The 13,661-nt window shown below is 73.2% G+C and carries 12 protein-coding genes; 5 read left to right on the top strand and 7 right to left on the bottom strand.

Annotated elements, in window-relative coordinates; all coding sequences use genetic code 11:
- Positions 1 to 102: 102 nt before the first annotated feature.
- Entirely contained in the window at positions 103 to 975 is an 873-nt protein-coding gene (locus C8250_RS20425; protein WP_187144919.1) for a hypothetical protein, read from the bottom strand.
- A gap of 223 nt (positions 976 to 1,198) precedes the next feature.
- On the opposite strand from C8250_RS20425, the gene C8250_RS20420 reads away from it, so the two are divergent.
- Positions 1,199 to 1,840, top strand: coding sequence for a haloacid dehalogenase-like hydrolase (locus C8250_RS20420; RefSeq protein WP_138358912.1), 642 nt, complete (start codon positions 1,199 to 1,201; stop codon positions 1,838 to 1,840).
- Here the strand turns inward: C8250_RS20420 and C8250_RS20415 are convergent.
- The gene (locus C8250_RS20415) at positions 1,819 to 2,115 is read right to left on the bottom strand and encodes a hypothetical protein (protein ID WP_138358914.1); all 297 of its coding nucleotides are present in this window, start codon (positions 2,113 to 2,115) and stop codon (positions 1,819 to 1,821) included. The two genes, C8250_RS20420 and C8250_RS20415, sit on opposite strands and share 22 nt — an antisense overlap.
- Positions 2,116 to 2,282: 167 nt before the next feature.
- Between C8250_RS20415 and C8250_RS44480 the strand changes: the two genes are divergently transcribed.
- Complete coding sequence (locus tag C8250_RS44480) at positions 2,283 to 2,666, top strand: cold-shock protein (protein ID WP_138358916.1); 384 nt, start codon at positions 2,283 to 2,285, stop codon at positions 2,664 to 2,666.
- 199 nt (positions 2,667 to 2,865) lie between these two features.
- Here the strand turns inward: C8250_RS44480 and C8250_RS20405 are convergent, their stop codons facing one another.
- The 4 genes from C8250_RS20405 to C8250_RS20390 form a co-directional block, all read right to left on the bottom strand.
- Complete coding sequence (locus C8250_RS20405; RefSeq protein WP_138358918.1) at positions 2,866 to 3,702, bottom strand: 1,4-dihydroxy-6-naphthoate synthase; 837 nt, start codon at positions 3,700 to 3,702, stop codon at positions 2,866 to 2,868.
- 1 nt (position 3,703) lies between these two features.
- Positions 3,704 to 4,366, bottom strand: a complete 663-nt coding sequence (locus C8250_RS20400; RefSeq protein WP_138358920.1) for a futalosine hydrolase — start codon at positions 4,364 to 4,366, stop codon at positions 3,704 to 3,706.
- A 13-nt stretch (positions 4,367 to 4,379) separates the two neighbouring features.
- On the bottom strand, positions 4,380 to 4,871 hold the full coding sequence (locus tag C8250_RS20395; RefSeq protein WP_138358922.1) for a hypothetical protein: 492 nt from the start codon (positions 4,869 to 4,871) through the stop codon (positions 4,380 to 4,382).
- Positions 4,872 to 5,014: 143 nt separating this feature from the next.
- Positions 5,015 to 6,445, bottom strand: a complete 1,431-nt coding sequence (locus tag C8250_RS20390) for an MFS transporter (protein WP_138358924.1) — start codon at positions 6,443 to 6,445, stop codon at positions 5,015 to 5,017.
- A 227-nt stretch (positions 6,446 to 6,672) separates the two neighbouring features.
- On the opposite strand from C8250_RS20390, the gene C8250_RS20385 reads away from it, so the two are divergent.
- Together C8250_RS20385 and C8250_RS20380 are read left to right on the top strand one after the other, a co-directional pair.
- Positions 6,673 to 7,566, top strand: coding sequence for a DUF3027 domain-containing protein (locus C8250_RS20385; RefSeq protein WP_138358926.1), 894 nt, complete (start codon positions 6,673 to 6,675; stop codon positions 7,564 to 7,566).
- Positions 7,567 to 8,422: 856 nt separating this feature from the next.
- Positions 8,423 to 11,599 (top strand): molecular chaperone Hsp90, encoded by a 3,177-nt coding sequence (locus C8250_RS20380; RefSeq protein WP_138353494.1) that lies wholly within the window; start codon positions 8,423 to 8,425, stop codon positions 11,597 to 11,599.
- A gap of 22 nt (positions 11,600 to 11,621) precedes the next feature.
- On the opposite strand, the gene C8250_RS20375 is transcribed toward C8250_RS20380, so the two are convergent.
- Complete coding sequence (locus C8250_RS20375; RefSeq protein WP_138353495.1) at positions 11,622 to 12,086, bottom strand: MarR family transcriptional regulator; 465 nt, start codon at positions 12,084 to 12,086, stop codon at positions 11,622 to 11,624.
- A gap of 120 nt (positions 12,087 to 12,206) precedes the next feature.
- Between C8250_RS20375 and C8250_RS20370 the strand changes: the two genes are divergently transcribed.
- Positions 12,207 to 13,637: an MFS transporter gene (locus C8250_RS20370; RefSeq protein ID WP_138353496.1), complete on the top strand. Its 1,431-nt coding sequence runs from the start codon at positions 12,207 to 12,209 to the stop codon at positions 13,635 to 13,637.
- Positions 13,638 to 13,661 lie beyond the last annotated feature (24 nt).

The raw sequence follows: 13,661 nt of genomic DNA, 5'->3' as shown, positions 1-13,661 counted from the left end.
CCCCGCCCCGCGTGCCTGTCCCTCGCCGTGGGGCGGACGCTCACCCCGCGGCCGGCAGGCGAAATCTGCAGGCCGGGTCGTTGGAAGGGAGCCGGCCGCAGGTCAGATGTGGCGGCTTCGCCAGAGGACGTAGAGCGCTGAACCGACCGCCGCCACCCTGACCACCACCGGAAGCCCGTCCTGCAGTGCCTGGCCCATCGTGCCCTGGGGCACGGGCTCGCCCCATTTGCCCGCGGTCCGGCCCCACAGCCAGACGAGGAGGCCGGCCGCCGCCATGCCGGGGATGCCGAAGACCGCGAACTTCGCCTGGTTGCGCGACAGGCGGCGGGAGAAGTAGGCGACGAGCCAGCCCAGACCCAGCGGAATCCACGAGCCCAGCACCGCACCGGCCACGAGCAGGGCGCCGGCCAGCAGCAGCATCGGGTTGGCGCGCCCCAGCGGTTCCCGTACTTCCCGGATGCGGCGCCGGCGCAGCAGCCGACGGCGTGGCGCGGCCTCCTCGACGCCCTCTTCCAGCACTTCCTCTTCGAGCGCCTCGGCTTCCTCCTCCTCTTCGTCCTCCTCGTCGAGGTCGAAGTCGAAGTGCGCCCCGCCCGTCATGCCGGGCAGCCCCGTCAGCTCGTCCCCCGGGCGCCCGGCCGGGGCTCCGACGCTCCACCAGTCGTGCTCGCCCGGTGCGTCGTCCCGCTGCTGGGGGACCTTCCGGAAGGACGCGGGCTGCTCCGACGGTGTCTGCGGCCGGCCGGCCGCGGCCTCCACCACTTCGTCCGGCGAACCCAGCCGCCCCAGGATCCGCCGCACGGCCGCCGGACTGTCCCCGGCCCCGGGTCCCGAGGTGCTGACCCGCTCCCGGTCGATGTCGCGGCGCAACTGCGCCACGAGCCGCATCCGTTGGGCAGCGGGCAGCGTCGTCTGTGCCAGGTCACCGACCCGGCTCAAGTAGTCGAACACGAGCTGGTCGCTCTCGACACCCATCCGCCTCACCGCCCAAACCGCTGGCTCCACCGCTCCGTTGAAGGTACCGCGACGGCTCCCGCCGGCGGGAGACCGACGCCTCCGGCGGGGGCGCGGGTACGACGGCCCGCGCGGGCTGCTCGCGCCGCGCGCCGTGTGTGCCCGGGGCGCGGATCGGTGTGTGGTACATCGATCTGCTGGGGGTTCGCTCGGTGTGCAGGTGGTGCGGGGTGAGAATGGCGGTATGACTACCGCTTCGCATGTTCCCGGGACCCCCACGATCACGGTCGGCTTCGACCTCGACATGACCCTCATCGACTCCCGGCCCGGCATCAAGGCTGCCTTCGACCGGCTGTCCGCGGAGACCGGAGTCTTCATCGACTCGGAGCTGGTCGTCACCCGGCTCGGGCCGCCGCTCGACCAGGAGCTCGCCCACTGGTTCCCGGCCGACGCCATCGCGGAGACCGCCGACCGCTTCCGCGCGCTCTACCCGGACTACGCCATCGCACCGACGCCCGCGCTGCCCGGAGCCCGTGCCTCCGTCGACGCGGTGCGCGCGGCGGGCGGCCGGGCGGTCGTCGTCACGGCCAAGTACGAGCCCAACGCCAGGCTGCACCTGGACCACCTGGGCATCGAGGCCGAGGTGCGCGGCTGGCTGTGGGCCGAGGCCAAGGCGGAGGCGCTGCTCGAATACGGCGCCTCGATCTATGTGGGCGACCACACGGGCGATGTGCGCGGCGCCCGTGTCGCGGGCGCGCTCTCCGTCGGCGTCGCCACCGGGCCGTGCGACGCCGCGGAGCTTCGGGCGGCGGGCGCGGACGTGGTGCTGGACAGCCTGACCGAATTCCCCGCCTGGTTCGCCGGCTACGCGCCGGCGGCCGCCTGACCCTCCCTGGCCTCCTGGACCCGGCGCTTCTGCGCGAGGGCGGAGCGCAGCAGCCCGCCGAGCGCGAGCGCCAGACCGGCGCCCATCAGCATCGACACGAAGTACGCGGGCGTCGGCAGCGGGTCGGTGCCGAGGAGCAGCGGAACCATGGTGGCCAGCGTGCTCACGGCGCCCACGAAGAAGACGATCGCGCCGACGCGCACCAGGACGTCGCCCGCCCCGCGGGTTTCGGACGTTGCGGGGGTCGTCCCCCGGGAGTGAGGTGTGTTGGTCACCCGACCAGGGTAGATCGGGTCCAGAGAGATGGGGGACCACGGCGTCTTGTCACGGGCCATCGGGCCAATAGGCTGGTAGCACGAGCAGGTCCGGTCAGGACGGGCCTGCCGCACTGCTATCCAGGGCCCTTTCGGGGGCTTTACGAGCGATGAGGACGAGGTCGGACGTGCCTACCGGCAAGGTCAAGTGGTTCAACAGCGAGAAGGGCTTCGGCTTCCTCTCCCGCGATGACGGCGGCGACGTCTTCGTGCACTCGTCGGTGCTGCCCGACGGGGTGGCCGCGCTCAAGCCCGGTCAGCGTGTGGAGTTCGGAGTGGTGAACGGCCAGCGCGGCGAACAGGCGCTCTCCGTCACGCTCCTCGAACCCGCACCGTCCGTCGCGGCCGCGCAGCGCCGCAAGCCGGACGAACTGCTGCCGATCGTCCAGGACCTCACCACGCTCCTGGAGGAGGTGGCGCGCTCGCTGCAGCGGGGCCGGTACCCGGAGAAGACCCACGGCCACAAGATCGCGGGCGTGCTGCGCGCGGTGGCCGACCAGTTGGACGTCTAGGGCGTGTTGCGAAAGGAGCGCCGTTCGCCCGGAGGGCGTGGTCCACGGCGTCCGGTGCGTGCGCTCGCAAGGCGGAGGGTCGTCCTCGTACCGGACGTACTTGGACGAGCCCGACAATGCAGCGAGGGCGCTTGCCGGGCGTCGTGGGCCAGGCGGGACTTTCGCAACACGCCCTATGGGTCGCGGGGGATTCGCGGCGTCAGAACGTCAGCGCGTCGGGGCCGAGGGGCGGTACCAGTCCCTCGGCCGCCGCGCGGGTGAGCAGGCCGCGGACCGCCGCGTAGCCGTCCTCACCGAGGTCGGCCGTGAACTCGTTCACATAGAGCCCGATGTGCTGGTCGGCGACCGCCGGGTCCATCTCCTGCGAGTGGGCCAGCACGTAGTCGCGCGAGGCCGCCGGGTCGTCCCACGCCATCCGCACCGACGTCCGGATCGCGTCCGCCAGCGCGTTCAGCTGCTCGGCACCCAGCGACCGCTTGGCGATGATCGCGCCGAGCGGGATCGGCAGGCCGGTGGTGTCCTCCCAGTGCTCGCCCATGTCGGCGAGCTTGTGCAGCCCGTACTGCTGGTACGTGAAACGCGCCTCGTGGATGACCAGGCCCGCGTCGACCCGGCCGTCCCGCACCGCGGGCATGATCTCGTGGAACGGCATGACCACGACCTTGCCGATACCCTCCGGCACTTCGGCCGCCGCCCACAGCCGGAACAGCAGATACGCCGTCGAGCGCTCGCTCGGCACCGCGACGGTCTTCCCGGCCAGGCTCATGGGGTCGCGGGTCAGCACCAGCGGGCCGCAGCCGCGGCCCAGGGCGCCGCCGCACGGCAGCAGCGCGTACTCGTCCAGCACCCACGGCAGGACGGCGTACGACACCTTCAGCACGTCGTACTCGCACTCCGCGCCCTGCTCGGCCAGGGTGTTGGTGATGTCGATGTCCGCGAACGTCACGTCCAGGGCGGGCGCGTCCGGCACCAGGCCGTGCGCCCACGCGTGGAACACGAAGGTGTCGTTCGGGCAGGGCGAATACGCGATCTTCATGTCAGGTCCCCAGGTCCTCACCGTCGAGCGCCGCCGGGAGTTTCCCGAAAGCCCCGGTCAGCGCGGCGAGCGCCGCCCCGATCCGCCAGGCCGCGCGGTCGCGCGGGCCCACCGGATTCGACACCGTACGGATCTCCAGCACGGGTACGCGGTGCGCCGCCGCGGCCTCCGCGACGCCGAACCCCTCCATCGCCTCGACGACGGCACCGGGATGGCGGTCCGCCAGCTCGGCGGCCCGCTCGGCGCTTCCGGTCACCGTGGACACCGTCAGGACCGGTCCGTGGACCGCGCCCAGCGCCCGGGCCACGGCCGCGCTCAGCGCGGCGGGCGGCCGGTGCTCGTTCACTCCGAAGCCCAGTTCCGCGACGGGCAGGAAACCGTCGGGCGTCTGCGCGCCCAGGTCCGCAGCCACGATGGTCTCCGCGACGGCCACCGACCCCAGGGGAGCGGCGGGCTGGAAGCCGCCGCCGATCCCGGCGGAGACCACCAGGTCGTACGGGGAGTCCGCCGAGGCCAGCGCGGTGGCCGTGCCGGCCGCCGCGGCGGCCGGGCCGACTCCTGCGGCGATCACGTCGCAGTGCACCGCGGGGTGCGCGGCCGCGCACAGTCCCGCGGTCACGGCATCCCGTTCCGCCGCCACCGCGGTCACCACCAGCAGACGCATCTCCGCGGACCCGCTATGCGGCCTTCTCCAGCTTGAACTGCCAGACACCGAAGACGTTGTCGGCAGTGGCGTCGGAACTGCCGACGATGTTCAGCGTGGCGTTCTTGAGCGGCATCGAGCTGCCGGTCTGCGGGTCGCTGACCGTGAAGATCCCGGCGGACTCGGTGAGCGTCCAGTACGTCTCGTCCTTCAGGACGTCCGTCTTCTGGTTCACGCCCGAGGCGATCAGCCAGCCCTTCTCACCGATGGACGGGTCGACGCCGACCCGGATCTTCTCACCCGGCTTGACCTTGATCGTGTGCTTGGGGGCGGCGCTCAGGCACGCGATGAAGATCGCGCTCGGCAGCTTCTTGCCCTTGGCGTAGCACTTGTCAGTGGCCTCGGTGGTCACGGTCTTGGTGCCCACGGTCACGGTCGCCAGCGGGGTCGGCTTCTCACAAGCGGTGAGGAGGACCAGCCCGAGGGACACGGCACCGAGGGCGGCGGCAGCGCGGCGAATGCTCATGGAGGTGAGGCTACCGGGCGGTCGGCTTCCCGCCGCGCGGGGGTACGGCGTGGCGTCGCGCCGCGGGAGGTCGCGCGGCGGGAGGTCGCGCGGCGGGAGGTGGCACGGGAGGTCGTGCGGCGGGCCGTCCGGCCGTCGGTGCGTCACGCCACGCGCGGGCGGGCCGTTCCGCGGCGGGCCGCGCCCATCAGGCCGCGGACCGACAGGACGAAGCCCACCAGCACCAGGCCGGCCGCCACCGCCATCCCCAGCGAACCGATCAGCGGCAGCAGTATCCCGAGCCCGCCGCCGACGACCCATGACAGTTGCAGGGCGGTCTCCGAACGGGCGAACGCCGACGTCCTGACCTCTTCGGGGACGTCGCGCTGGATGAGCGCGTCCAGCGACAGCTTGCTCAGCGCCTGGGCGATACCGGCCACCGCCGCGACCGCCGCGACCGTCACCGTGCCGTACATCAGCGCGGCGACCGTCGTCGCCGCGAGCGCGCCGATCAACGCCATCGCGATGATGATCTCCGGGCCGCGGGACTTCAGCCACGCCCCGAGCGCGGTCCCCAGCGCGTTGCCCGCGCCCGCCGCGACCGCCACCATGCCCAGCGAGAACGCCGGCGTCAGTCCGCTGAACGGGTGCTCGCGCAGCAGGAAGGCCAGGAACATCGTCAGGAAGCCGGACAGCGCGCGCAGCCCGGAATTGGCCTGCAGCGCGTGCAGCACGGACGATCCGACGCCCAGCAGCCCCGGCTTGCGTCCTGGCCCGCGCAGCCCGTCGCCCGGCAGGCCGGCGCCGGGCGTGTCGATGCCGTCGCCGGCACCGCCCGTGTCGGCGGCCCGCAGCTCGGCGAACCGCGCCTTCGCCTCGCCCTTCGCCGAGTCCACCTTGTGCGGCAGCGACATCGACAGCAGCGCCCCGCCCGCGAACACCACGAACGCCCCGTACAGCGGCCACTGCGGCCCGATCATGTGCAGCCCGGCGCCGATCGGCGCCGCGATCGCCGTGGCCAGCAGCCCGGCCAGCGTGACCCGCGAATTCGCCTTCACCAGCGTCGTCTGTCCTGGCAGGAGTCTCGGTACGACGGCGCTGCGCACCACGCCGTACGCCTTCGACGCCACGAGCACGCCCAGCGCCGCCGGGTACAGGCCGAGGCCCGCCGTCGTCACCACCGACGCCATCGTCCAGGCGAGCACCGCCCGCGCCAGCATCGCCATCGCCATGGCGGCCCGGCGGCCGTGCGTCATCCGGTCCAGCAGCGGGCCGATCACCGGCGCGAGCAACGCGAATGGCGCCATCGTGACCAGAAGATAGAGCGCCACCCGGCCGCGCGCCTCGCCGGTCGGTACCGAAAAGAACACAGTGCTGGCGAGAGCGATCGTGATCAACATGTCGCCAGCAGAATTCACCGCGTGCAGTTCGATCAGTTTCGCGAGTCCGGACTCGCCCGCCCCGTGGGCGTGCGTGGACCGCCGAATGCGGCGGCGCACGGCCCCACCGGACCGCCGCGCCGCGCTCACCAGGGCGCGTCCTGCCCTGCGGAGGGGCCCCGGGCCGGACGTCACTACGCTTGCCACGAAGGCCATCCTGCCCCAAATGAGCTGCCTGTCACCCCCTCCTTTGCGCACGCGGTGCGCACGGGTAGCGTGCGATCGCGCAGAATGGGTGCCAACAGGTGCGCCCGAGGTCGTTCGGGTAGGGAAAGAAGCGTCGACGCGGTCCGCAGGTCCGCTCCGTTTTGGCCCCCGCCCGCTTCCGGCGGCGCACACGTGAGACGGCGTAACGGAGAGAATCGATTCTTGTGAGTGCTGCGATGCGAAGCCGTACCCCAGACCGCCTGTGCGCCGAGGCGGTCGATGTCGCGCTGGCTGTGACCGAGGAGGCCGCCGGGCCGCAATCGGTCGGCGAGCATCTTGGCGTCGTCGCCGAGGGCGACCGCGTCGTCACTCACTATTTCGCCTGCAAGGAACCCGCGTACCGCGGGTGGCGCTGGGCCACGACGCTCACGCGGGCCTCGCGCGCCAAGAACATCACCATCGACGAGACCGTGCTGCTGCCCGGCGACGACTCGATCCTGGCCCCCGAGTGGGTGCCGTGGAGCGAGCGGCTCCGGCCGGGTGACATGGGGCCCGGCGACCTGCTGCCGACCGAGTCCGACGATCTCCGTCTCGAACCCGGATGGAGCGGCGAGGACGCGCCGCTGCCGAACTCCGTGGTGTCGGAGGAGCTCGCCGACGTCGTCGAGGCCGAGGACGCCGAGCTGTCCGGCCCTGCGGCCGCGCTTCCCGCGATCGGCAGCATCGGCGCGATCGCCGGGGAAATCGGGATGGGCCGCCGGCGTGTCCTCTCGCGGTTCGGCCTGCACGCCGCGGCCGACCGCTGGGAGGAAGAGTTCGGCCCCAAGACGCCGATGGCCCAGGCGGCCCCGGCCAACTGCCTCAGCTGCGGCTTCTTCGTCCCGATCGCGGGCTCGCTGCGGCAGGCGTTCGGCATCTGCGCGAACGAGTTCTCGCCGGCGGACGGGCGTGTCGTGTCGCTCGGGTACGGGTGCGGGGGGCACTCGGAGGCGGCGGTGATGCCGAAGCCGCCGGTGCCGGCGCCGATGACTCTTGACGAGATCAATGAGGTGGATCCGCTGGTGCTGCATCCGGATCGGCACGGGTCGGTGGAGGAGTCGACGCCGGCGGAGGAGCTGGGTCACTCCTAGGCCGTTGAGGGCTCCGGTGCCGGGGCCCTCCGGGCCGGGGCTTCGAAATCGACTATTGACGATCCCCCAACCTCCGGCCGGGGTGCCCCCAGCGGCCCACAAATAGCTCGGCAGCATTTCGAGCAACCCCTCCCCTAGCCTCCGGCCGGAGGCGCCCCCAGGCGGCCCCGGTCCCTTCGCGTTACAGCCGGCCTGCGGGAGCGCGGCTGTTGTTTGTGACGTGCATTCGTGACGGCAAAGGTTGGGGGAGGGCGGGGATAGTCCGCCGCAGGCGCAACGGCGCTGCGGGCGTCCGCGTACCGGTACCCGCGACGGGCCTGCGGGCACCCGCCCGTCTGGACCTGGCCAGCAGGCAAGGGGCGGGGGTGGGGGCAAGCCCGCCGCAGGCGTGACGGCGCTGCGGGCGTCCGAGTACCGGCACTCCCCGCCGCCGCAGGCGCGATGGCCCGCGGGCCATCGCCCGTCTGGGTCCCGCCGGCAGGCAAACAGGGCGGGTGGGTGGGAAACAGCCTGCCGCAGGCGTGACGGTGCTGCGGGGACCCGCGTACCGGCACTTCCCGCCGCCGTAGGCGCAATGGGCCTGCGGGGTACCCGCCCGTCTGACCCGGCCGGTAGGCGAACAGGGCGGGTGGGTGGGAAACAGCCCGCCGCAGGCGTGACGGCGTCGCGGGGGGGCCGCGTACGTGCACCCCCCGCCGGAGGCGGTGCGGCCCGCCGCAGGCGTGGCGGTGTCGCGGGACCCGCGTCCCGCACCGCCCCGTCGGCAGGGGCTGACCTACCCGCCAGGTCCGCCGGAGGCGCATGAAGCGATACCTTCCCCAGGCAGGGGATTACGCGAGGCGAGGGAGACACCGACGTGAGCGGCGCAGCGGCGGTACGGGAATCCGGCGGGGCAGCGGCGGCGGATGGTTTCGGGACGGGGCGGCTGCGCCGCGGGGTGCTGGACGCGTGGGCGGCGTCGGCGGCGCGGTTCAGGGAGGACGCCAACGCCGAGGAGGACCTGGCGCTCGGCGGCTACCGGGACCGGCTCGTCGTCGAGCTGGCGCAGAACGCGGCGGACGCCGCGGTGCGGGCCGGGGTGCGGGGCAGCCTGCGGCTGACGCTGCACGCGGCGGAGGGCGACAGCCCCGCCGTGCTGGCGGCGGCGAACACCGGGGCGCCGCTGGACGCCGCGGGGGTGGAGTCGTTGTCGACGCTGCGGGCGTCGGCGAAGCGGGAGGACGCGGAGACCACCGTCGGCCGGTTCGGCGTGGGGTTCGCGTCGGTGCTGGCGGTGAGTGACGAGCCGGCGGTGGTCGGGCGCTCCGGGGGTGTGCGGTGGTCGCTGGCGGAGGCCAGGGCGCTGGCGGCGGAGACGCCGGGGCTCGCGGACGAGCTGCGGCGCCGGGACGGGCATGTGCCGCTGCTGCGGCTGCCGTTCCCGGCCGAGGGCTCCGCGCCGGACGGGTACGACACGGTCGTGCTGCTGCCGCTGCGGGACGGTGCCGCGGAGGATCTGGCGGAGCGGCTGCTGGCGGGGATCGACGACGCGCTGCTGCTGACGCTGCCGGGGCTGTCCGAGGTCGTGGTCGACACGCCGGACGGCGTAAGGACTTTGACGCAGCGTCAGGACGACGGAACGGTCCTCGTGGAGGACAGCGCGGCGGGTGCCGCGACCCGGTGGCGGGTGGCGTCGGCGGCGGGTCCGCTGGAGGCGGGGCTGCTGGCGGACCGGCCGGTGGAGGAGCGGTTGCGGCCGGTGTGGTCGGTGACCTGGGCGGTGCCGGTGGACGGGGACGGTTCGCCGGGCCGGCCGCGTACGGCGGGCGTGGTGCACGCCCCGACGCCGACGGACGAGCCGCTGGGCCTGCCGGCGCTGCTGATCGCGTCGTTCCCGATGGATCCGAGCCGGCGGCACGCCGCGCCGGGTCCGCTGACGGACTTCCTGGTCGCGCGGGCGGCCGAGACGTATGTGGAGCTGCTGCGCGACTGGCAGCCGGTCGGGGCCGGCATCGTGGACCTGGTGCCGGGGCCGCTCGGCAAGGGGGAGCTGGACGCGGAGCTGCGCCGGCAGGTGCTGGCCGGTTTGCCCCGTACGGCGTTCCTGCCGCGGGCGGTGGCGGTGCCGATGAGCGGCGACGCGCCCGAGGTGGCGGAGGGCCGGTGGGACGGCGGGGTCGGCGGTCCGGTGGTCGAGGGCGAGGCGCTGCGGCCGGTGGACGCCGAGGTCGTGGAGGGTGCGCAGGCGGAGGCCGTCAGTGTGCTCGCCGAGGTGTTCCCGACGCTGCTGCCGGCGAGTCTTGAGCGCCGCCCGGAGCTGCGTGCGCTGGGTGTGGCGCGGTTGTCGCTGGCCGACGCGATCGACCGGCTGGCGGGCGCCGAGCGCCCGGCGGTCTGGTGGCGCCGGCTGTACGACGCGCTGGCCGGGACGGATCCGGACCGGCTGACGGGCCTGCCGGTGCCGTTGGCGGACGGCCGGACGGTCGTCGGTCCGCGCCAGGTGCTGCTGCCGCTGCCCGACGGCGGGGTGGACCTCGCGCCGCTGGCCCGGCTGGGGCTGAAGGTGGCCGACCCCGAGGCGGTGCATCCGCTGCTGGAGAAGCTGGGCGCGCTGTTCGCGACGCCGAACGCCGTGCTGACGACCCCGCAGGTGCGGGCGGCCGTCGCCGGTTCGCTGGATTCGGGGGAGATCTGGGACGAGGACGGCCTGGACGCCGACGAGCTGGCGGAGGTCGTGCTCGGGCTGGTGAAGGCGGCGGGTCTCGTGCCGGGCGACGAGCCGTGGCTGGGGGCGCTGGCGCTGCCCGACGACGAGGGCGAACTGGCCCCGGCGGGCGAGCTGGTGCTGCCGGGCAGCGCGCTGGAGCAGGTGCTGCGGGAGGGCGAACTCGCCCCCGTGGACCAGGAGCTGGCCGACCGCTGGGGCGAGCAACCGCTGACGGCCGTGGGCGTGCTGGCGACGTTCGCGCTGGTGCGGGCGGCTGACGTGGTGCTGGATCCGGACGAGCTGGAGCCGCGCGAGAGCGACTGGGCAGAGCCGGACGACGTCGGCCTGCTGGACGCCGTCGACGTGTGGTGCGAGGACGTGCTGGACCGGCTGCCGGAGACGGATGTCCCGCCGGTCGCCACGGAGATCGTCGCGGTCCGGGATTTGGATCTGGTCGACGACGACGCGTGGCCGCAGGCGCTGGCCATGCTGTCCCGGCCGCCGCTGCGCGACGCGATCACCGCGCCCGTACGGGTGCTGCTACCGGACGGTACGACCGAGTCGGTGCGTGCGTACTCGGCGTGGTGGCTGCGCGACCACCCCGTGCTGGACGGCCGCCGGCCGGTCGGTCTGCGGGCCGCCGGGGGCGATCCGCTGCTGGCGGGGCTGTACGACGAGGCCGATGTCGATGTGGACGAGCAGGTGCTGCGCGCGCTGGGCGTCCGGACGACGGTGTCGGCGCTGCTGGACGAGCCGGGCGGCGGCGCCGAGCTGCTGGCGCGGCTGGCCGACCCGGACCGGCCGGTGACCTCCGCGCAGCTGCTGCGGCTGTACGCGGCGCTGGCCGCGCTCGACCCTCAGCAGGTGACGCTGCCGGACGAGCTGCGGGCCGTCGTCGACGGCGAGGTGTGCGTCGTGGACGCGGGTGACGCGCTGGTCGCGGACGCCCCGGACCTGCTGCCGCTGGCCGCCGGGCAGCCGCTGCTGCCGGTACCGCCGTACCGGGCGGGGGATCTGGCGGAGCTGTTCCAGGTCCGCCGGCTGAGCGAGGCGTACGACGCGCCGGTGGTCTCCGAAGGGGAGACCCACGAGGTCCCGGCGGCCGTGCACGAGCTGCTGCCGACGGCTCCCCGGTCGTACGTCGAGCACGAGGAGCTCGTGGTGGCGGGCGGCACGGAGCTGGACTGGCGTTACGTCGACGGCGTCCTGCACGCCGCGACCGTCGAGGGTGTCGCGGCCGGGCTGGCGTGGGCCGCGGGGCAGTGGCAGCGCCGCTTCGAGCTCGCGGCGCTGCTGGAGGACTCGTCCCGCACGGAGGAACTGGCCCGCGCCCGCTGGTTCGACTAGGGAGTGACTCCGAACCAGGCCGTCAGTGGCCTGAGCTGAGTCTGGCCGCCTGGGCCCGCCCCACTTCGGTGGCGCGGCCCAGGAAGTCGGCGATGACGTCGAGCTCGCGGTCGCTGTACCCGTCGAGGATCTCGGTGAAGGCCTCGCCGGGCTCGTCCCAGGCTTCCCCGACCCTGGTGAGCGCCTCCGGCGCGAGGGCGACGAGCGCGCGCCTGCGGTCGCCGGGGTCGGCGGTCCTGACGACCAGGCCGGCCTTCTCCAGACGGTCGACGAGCCGGGTCGCGGAGCCGGCCGTGAGGCCGGTCAGTTTGGCGATCCGCCCGGTGCTCAGCGGCTCCGGCTCCATGCCGAGCAGACCCAGGCACTGAAGGTCGGTGGGGTGCAGGCCGAGGTGGTCGGCCATGGCCTGGTTGAAGACCGTCCAGGCGGCGTAGTGGCGCTGGCTCTCGTCGGCGATCCGGGCGAGCAATTCTTTTCGGCTTGACATCGGGTCCTTCTTGCTCCAGATTTATGTGCGTGACGCAACATCTGCGCGGCGCAATCTGATCGCCGCGGTTGCATCCTACGCGGCTCAGGCCGCGCCCTTCTCTCCGAAAGACCAGCTCTCATGTCCACACTCACGCTTTCCCCTGCCACGGCCGCCGAGGCCGTCTCGCCGAACCGGCGGTGGGCCGTCCTCGCCGTCATCCTCATCGCCGACGTCCTGGACCTCCTGGACGCGACGATCACCAACATCGCCGCACCCACCATCAGCAAGGACCTGAACGGGGGCGCCGCCCTCATCCAGTGGCTCGGCGCCGCCTACGCCCTCGCGCTCGGTGTGCTCCTCGTCGTCGGCGGACGCCTCGGCGACAAATTCGGCCGCCGCCGCGTCTTCCTCGTCGGCCTCACCGGCTTCACCGTCGCCTCCATCGCCTGCGGACTGTCCTTCAGTCCCGCCTCGATCATCGTCGCCCGCCTCGTCCAGGGTGCCTTCGGCGCCCTTCTGATCCCGCAGGGCTTCGGCATCCTCGGTGCCGTCTTCCCGCGTGACCAGATCGGCAAGGCGTTCAGCGCCTTCGGTCCGACCCTCGGCATCTCCGCCGTCGGCGGCCCGATCCTCGCCGGCTTCCTCATCGACGCCGACCTGTTCGGCGCCGGCTGGCGCTCCATGTTCCTCATCAACATCCTGCTCGGCGGCTTCGCGATCGTCGCCGCCGTCAAGCTCCTGCCGAAGGACACCGGCGACTCCACCACCGCCGTCGACGGCATCGGCTCCGGCCTGCTCGCCGGCACCATGCTCGGGCTGCTCTACGGCCTGATCGAGGGCTCCTCCAACGGCTGGAACCTCGTCCCGTTCGCCTCGCTCGCCGCCGGCCTCGTCTTCTTCGGCCTGTTCTGCCACCGCCAGCGCACCGCCGCCAGCCCGCTCATCCAGCCGTCGCTGCTCAAGAACCGCGGCTTCACCTCCGGCCTCATCCTCGGCATCGTGTTCTTCGCCGCCAACGCCGGACTGCTGTTCGTCCTCTCGCTCTTCCTGCAGAACGGTCTGGGCTACTCCCCGATGCGCGCCGCGCTCGGCCTCGCCCCCGTCGCCGCCGGCATCGTCGTCGCCTCCATCGCCTGCTACCAGCTCGTCGGCAAGCTCGGACGCAACCTCGTCCTCATCGGCCTGCTGATCACCCTGATCGGCACCGGCTGGCTGCTCGCCCTCGTCCACGCCTACGGCACCGACCTCGGCACCTGGTCGCTGCTCACCCCGATCCTGATCATCGGTCTCGGCATGGGCACCTGCTTCGGCACCATCTACGACGTCACCATCGGTGACATCGACCCCAAGGAAGCCGGCAGCGCCAGCGGCTCCCTCAGCGCCGTCCAGCAGCTCGCCAACGCCATCGGCGCCGCCGTCGTCACCACGGTCTACTTCAAGACCCTCGCCTCCGACGACGAGGCCCACGCCATGACCTACAGCCTGATCGTCGTCGCCTGCGTCGCGCTCCTCAGCACCGGCCTCGTGTGGCTCATGCCGCGCAACGCCCAGCCCGACGACGACCACTGATCCCGCACCACCGGCCGGCCCTTC

Origin of the sequence: Streptomyces sp. So13.3, assembly GCF_005860785.2 — a bacterium.
GTDB classification, from domain to species: Bacteria; Actinomycetota; Actinomycetes; order Streptomycetales; family Streptomycetaceae; genus Actinacidiphila; species Actinacidiphila fildesensis.
The sequence above is the reverse complement of the archived record's forward strand: the minus strand, read 5'-3'. Positions and strand labels throughout refer to the sequence as shown.

Bases quoted from the DNA above. Each gene is read 5' to 3' on its own strand.
- C8250_RS20425 (WP_187144919.1), bottom strand. From the start codon at position 975: ATGGGTGTCGAGAGCGACCAGCTCGTGTTCGACTACTTGAGCCGGGTC.
- C8250_RS20420 (WP_138358912.1), top strand. From the start codon at position 1,199: ATGACTACCGCTTCGCATGTTCCCGGGACCCCCACGATCACGGTCGGC.
- C8250_RS20405 (WP_138358918.1), bottom strand. From the start codon at position 3,702: ATGAAGATCGCGTATTCGCCCTGCCCGAACGACACCTTCGTGTTCCAC.
- C8250_RS20400 (WP_138358920.1), bottom strand. From the start codon at position 4,366: ATGCGTCTGCTGGTGGTGACCGCGGTGGCGGCGGAACGGGATGCCGTG.
- C8250_RS20395 (WP_138358922.1), bottom strand. From the start codon at position 4,871: ATGAGCATTCGCCGCGCTGCCGCCGCCCTCGGTGCCGTGTCCCTCGGG.
- C8250_RS20390 (WP_138358924.1), bottom strand. From the start codon at position 6,445: ATGGCCTTCGTGGCAAGCGTAGTGACGTCCGGCCCGGGGCCCCTCCGC.
- C8250_RS20385 (WP_138358926.1), top strand. From the start codon at position 6,673: ATGCGAAGCCGTACCCCAGACCGCCTGTGCGCCGAGGCGGTCGATGTC.
- C8250_RS20375 (WP_138353495.1), bottom strand. From the start codon at position 12,086: ATGTCAAGCCGAAAAGAATTGCTCGCCCGGATCGCCGACGAGAGCCAG.
- C8250_RS20370 (WP_138353496.1), top strand. From the start codon at position 12,207: ATGTCCACACTCACGCTTTCCCCTGCCACGGCCGCCGAGGCCGTCTCG.